Origin of the sequence: Longimicrobium sp. (assembly GCF_036280135.1) — a bacterium.
Taxonomy (GTDB): domain Bacteria; phylum Gemmatimonadota; class Gemmatimonadetes; order Longimicrobiales; family Longimicrobiaceae; genus Longimicrobium.
Genome location: NZ_DASURI010000956.1, coordinates 1 through 4704, shown reverse-complemented (window position 1 = coordinate 4704; position 4704 = coordinate 1). Strand labels below are relative to the sequence as shown.

General features: G+C 69.5%; 4 protein-coding genes. All 4 read right to left on the bottom strand.

The genetic code is table 11. The features are described 5' to 3' along the window. Positions 1–97 precede the first annotated feature (97 nt). The 4 genes from VFZ20_RS30765 to VFZ20_RS30750 all read right to left on the bottom strand — a co-directional run bounded on the left by VFZ20_RS30765 (position 98) and on the right by VFZ20_RS30750 (position 4474). Positions 98–1225 (bottom strand): carboxylate-amine ligase, encoded by a 1128-nt coding sequence (locus VFZ20_RS30765; RefSeq protein ID WP_329687801.1) that lies wholly within the window; start codon positions 1223–1225, stop codon positions 98–100. A gap of 99 nt (positions 1226–1324) precedes the next feature. After that, positions 1325–1846, bottom strand: a complete 522-nt coding sequence (locus tag VFZ20_RS30760) for a hypothetical protein (protein ID WP_329687800.1) — start codon at positions 1844–1846, stop codon at positions 1325–1327. Between the two features lie 13 nt (positions 1847–1859). Further along, positions 1860–3230, bottom strand: a complete 1371-nt coding sequence (locus tag VFZ20_RS30755) for a hypothetical protein (RefSeq protein ID WP_329687799.1) — start codon at positions 3228–3230, stop codon at positions 1860–1862. Continuing rightward, positions 3227–4474, bottom strand: a complete 1248-nt coding sequence (locus VFZ20_RS30750; RefSeq protein ID WP_329687798.1) for a hypothetical protein — start codon at positions 4472–4474, stop codon at positions 3227–3229. The genes VFZ20_RS30755 and VFZ20_RS30750 overlap by 4 nt, the downstream gene beginning before the upstream one ends. Positions 4475–4704: the final 230 nt, after the last annotated feature.

Below are 4704 nucleotides of genomic sequence, written 5' to 3'. Positions count from 1 at the left end.
CATACGCGCTCATCACCTGATCGCGATCGGTAAAAGCAGGGAACCCCCGGGACGCGTGTGCATCTCGGGGGCGCCACGGGACGACGGCCGCGCGGAATCAGGCGGCGGCGGGCTGGGCTTCGAGGACGCCCTCGGCGCTCTCGGCGATCAGGTGATCGACCACGGCCTTGAGGTCGCCCGTCTTCTGGTAGACGGCGATCTGCCGGTCGGCGCTGCTGCCCTCGTCCATGATGCGGAACGCGTACGCCACCTCGGCCCGCGTACCCAGGTCATCTACCACGTCGTCCACGAACCACTCCAGCATCTCGCGGATGAGCGTGCGCGCGGGGCACTCCTTCTGCTTGCCGAAGTCGATGAGGTTGCCGTCCAGCCCGTAGCGCACGGCGCGCCACTTGTTCTCCTCGACCAGGTCGGCGCCGTACACGCGGAAGGTCATGTTGTCGCGGCGCAGCTTCCACAGCTTGCGGATGACGGCCTGCAGGATGGCCGCGATGGCCACCGCCTCCTCCACCCGCGTGCACACGTCCAGGAAGCGGTACTCCAGCGTGGGATACGCGTGGTGCGGGCGCAGGTCCCAGTAGATCTTGCTGCCGTCGGGCACGCAGCGCGTCTTGACCAGCGTCTCCATCAGCTCGCTGAAGTCGCCCCAGCCGCGCATGATGCGGGGCACGCCCGTGCGCGGGAAGTTGCGGAAGATGACGCTGCGGTAGCTCTTGAGCCCCGTGTTGCGCCCCATCCAGAACGGCGAGCTGCTGCTGAGGCACAGGATGTGGGGGATGAAGTACCGCGACACGTTCATGGCGTCGATGAGGAACTCCGGGTCCTCGATGCCCACATGCACGTGCGTGCCAAAGATCAGCAGCTGCTGGGCGAGGTCCTGCATGTCCTGCTTGACCCCGATGTAGCGCTCCAGCGGCGTGATCTCCTGCGTCATCCAGCTGCTGAACGGGTGCGTGCCGGCCGCGACCACCTTGAGGTTCTTGCGGGCGGCCAGCCCCATCACCATGCCGCGCAGGCGCCGCAGCTCCGCGCGCACCTCCTGGGGCGTGCGGCACACGGTGGTGCCCACCTCCACGATGGACTGGTGCAGCTCCGGCTTGATCTCCCCCAGCACCATGTGATCATCCTCCAGCAGCTCCGTGATGTAGCTGCGCAGCTCCCGGGTCTCCGGGTCGATGATCTGGTACTCTTCTTCGATGCCGAGGGTGAGCGAAGGCTCCTTCATGCGGCGTCCCGGTCGGTGCGGGTGGAGGCGTTTTTCGGGAGAGACGATGACGGCCGGACGGCCGTTTTGCTACACGATTTTCTGCACGGATCGCGCCGCTTACACGTCCTGGTACCGCACGTCCATCACGCCCGCGCGCCGCGCCCGGCCCTCGAAGCGCAGCAGGTCGCCCTCGCGGCCCCGAAAACCGGCCGTGTTGAGGACGAACCAGGGCCGCGCCTCCGTCGGAAGCGCACCGTCGGGCCAGGCGTCGCCCAGCCAGCGGGCCAGGATCTCCATCCCGTACCACGCGGCCGCCATCCCCAGCAGCGCGTCGTCCGCGAGGATGGCGAGGACGGACGGCCAGCCCCGCTCGCGCAACGCCTGCTCGAACGGATCGTCCGAGGGATGCGCGACGCTGTCGGCCACGAAGTCGGCGTGCTCGCGCTGCATCTCCTCCGTCAACACGGCGAGGGGAAGGAGGAACGAGCAGTCCACCTCCTCGATCCCTTCCGTCCGCCAGTGCTGGCCAAAGTTCATCGCGCGCAGCTTGAGCTGCGCGGGGCACACGGGCACGCCGTCCGCCGTGCCGCAGACGCGGTCCTCCGGCCAGCCCAGGCGGGCGCGGAGGTGCATGGGCATCTCGGGCTCCAGCTTACCGCTCCTCGACGAGGAAGGTGGCCACGCTGGAGCCGCCGCCCGCCGTCACGTTCAGCAGCGGGTCCGTGGCGATGCGCGTCAACGCGCCGTCCACGTGGGCCGTGTCGCTCACGTACGGCGCCAGGTCCAGCATGCGGTCCGTCACCTGCACGCCACCGTCCACCCAGCTGGGGTACGGCTCCACGGGCAGGATGATGCGCTGCTGCACCACGTGCGGCCGCTCCAGCGCCGTCCGGATGGCCGCCTGCCACTCGTCGTCCGAGACCAGCCAGCCCAGGACGATGCCGTGGCCGCCGTAGTCGTCGTTGGGCTTGAGGACCAGGTTCTCGCGGTTCCGGGCCATCCACGGCAGCAGGTCGATGTCCTTGCCGTCATGGTCCGTGTGGCGCTCCTCCACCACGCGGGTCCAGGGGATGGACGCGCGGATGGCGGCCAGCTCGTCCGCCGTGAACATCTCCGCGTTGCGCTCGTCGCCCAGGACGGCCAGGCCCGCCTTCTTGTAGATGATCTTGCAGCGGAACGGGTTCACCATGCAGACGGCCCCGTCGCGCACGGCCCGCGCGACGGGGTTGTCCATCCCCATCCGCAGCAGCAGCTCGTCGATGAGCACGCGCTTGTAGATGAGCGTGATCTCGAACCCGCCCGGCGCGATGAGCTTGCCGTCGCGGTACTCGCACTCGCGCGGGTCCGCGATCTCGCAGGGGATGCCCTGCGCGCGAAAGTACTCGCGGAAAAAGACGAACTCGCTGGTCGTGGGCACGTCCGCCCAGTCCAGGATGCCGATGCGCGGCACCTCGCGCCGGCCCCGCCACTCGTGGAACGCGCGCAGCAGCGAGTGCAGCACGCCGTGCCGCGCGGGAAGCGGAAGGAGGACGTGGTCGCGCAGGAACTCGCCCGTGACGGGGAGCGCCAGCATCACCTCCGACAGCTCGTCCATGTACGCCGGGCCCGCGGGGGTCTCGGCGTTGTATTCCGTGACCTTGAGCGTGCCCTCGTCCGACGAGAAGAAGGTGTCCAGCCGCGACGTGGGGCACGGCGAGCGAAAGCCGGGGTCGAAGCGCACCACCTCTTCTTCCCAGTCCAGCAGGCGGAACTGCGCGCGGAACGCGTCGTCCACCAGGGCGCGCTCATGGGCCTTGCGGTAGGCCGACATGAGCGTGCCGATCCGCCGGCGGATCCACGCGTACTGGCCCGGCGTGAGCATGCGCGGGCGCAGCACGGAGCACAGCGGCCGGTCGCCGAAGTACATCCCCCGGCGCCGGTGCTGCTCCTCCATGCGCTCGGCGCTGTCGGCGGCGAGCGCGGGGTCCTGCAGCAGCGCGTGCCAGCGCTCGATGGCCCCGCGCGCGACGGCCGCGTCGCTCACGCGTGCCCCTCGCTCGCCTGCTCGTCCACCACCCGGTCCGGCGCGTCGCCCGGATCGGCGGACGCGCGGCCGCCGCTGCCCATCACCCCGCCGTTGTCGGCCGTGGCCGCGTCGCCGCCGTCCGCCGTGACGCCGCCGCCCGTGGACGACGCGCCGTCCGCTCGTCCGCCGCTGCTGCCCGCCTGGCCCGTATCCGCCGGGGACGCATCCACCGAACGGCCGGCCGCGCCGCCGCCGAACGTGGTGCCGGGCTCGCCCGAGGCGCGCGTGGGGGCGTGGATCACGGGCGAGGCGGCCACGGCGGCGGACAGGTCGCGGCGGCCCTGAAAGAGCTGCCGCCAGCCCAGCTCGGCGGCCTGGTTGCGCGGGTTCTTCGCCAGGCGGATGGCCATGTCGGCCATGCCGTTGACCACCCACTCGAAGTAGTGCTCCGTGAGCGAGTAGATGTCCATGTCGGGCGCGGGGTTCATGAAGTCGATGGCGTACGGAACGCCGTCCTTCACGGCCCACTCCATGGAGTTCATGTCGTAGCCCAGGGCGCGCACCAGCTTGAGCGAGTCCGCCACCACGCGCGTGCCCAGGTCGCCGCTCATGTGGGCGTGGTCCACGTGGTACTTGCGCTCGCCCGGGTCGTACTTGATGGGCATCACTTCGTCCTGCCCCAGGCAGATGCAGCGGATGAAGTGGTCCCACTTGATGAACTCCTGCACCACCATCGTCAGCAGGCCGGAGTTGTCGTAGTGGTGGATGAGCTCGTCCAAGGTGCGGCAGATGTACACGTCCTTCCATCCGCCGCCGTGGGCGTCCTTGAGCACGCAAGGAAGGCCCACGTAGTCGATGACGCCCTGCCAGTCCAGCGGGTACTGCAGGTTGCGCAGCGACTCGTCGTGGACGATGCCGGGGATGTACTCCTTGTTGGGGAGCACCACGGTCTTGGGGTGGGCGATGCCCAGCGAGGTGGCGAGCGCGGCGCCAAAGAACTTGTCGTCGGCCGTCCACATGAACGGGTTGTTGACGACGGTGGTGCCCTGCAGCACGGCCTGCTTGAGGTAGGTGCGGTAGAACGGCACCTCGTGGCTGATGCGGTCGATGATGACCGCGTACTCCGCGGGCTGGTCCATCCGCGGCGCGCCCAGGGTGACGTACTCGGCGGTGACGCCTTCGTCGCGCCGGTTCACCTCGTCGATGAAGTGCGGGGGAAACGACCACTCCCGCCCCACGATCAGCCCCACTTTCAGCGTCATCGTCCCATCCCCTTGCGCGTGGTTGGAAAAACTCGGTCGATCCGTGTGATCGCGCTTCATCTTCGAACTGCGTCGGGCGCTGGCCCCAGATCCCTGGCGGACGATCTCTCGCCCGCGGAGGCCCTCCCCCCGGCCCCCTGCCCCCGCTTCGCGGGGGAGGGGGAGAACTGCGCTTCTTCATGCACGGTGGAGAGATCACGCCGGCAGCGGCCCGCCCCTCCCCCGGCCCC

Bases quoted from the DNA above. Each gene is read 5' to 3' on its own strand.
- VFZ20_RS30765 (WP_329687801.1), bottom strand. From the start codon at position 1,225: ATGAAGGAGCCTTCGCTCACCCTCGGCATCGAAGAAGAGTACCAGATC.
- VFZ20_RS30760 (WP_329687800.1), bottom strand. From the start codon at position 1,846: ATGCCCATGCACCTCCGCGCCCGCCTGGGCTGGCCGGAGGACCGCGTC.
- VFZ20_RS30750 (WP_329687798.1), bottom strand. From the start codon at position 4,474: ATGACGCTGAAAGTGGGGCTGATCGTGGGGCGGGAGTGGTCGTTTCCC.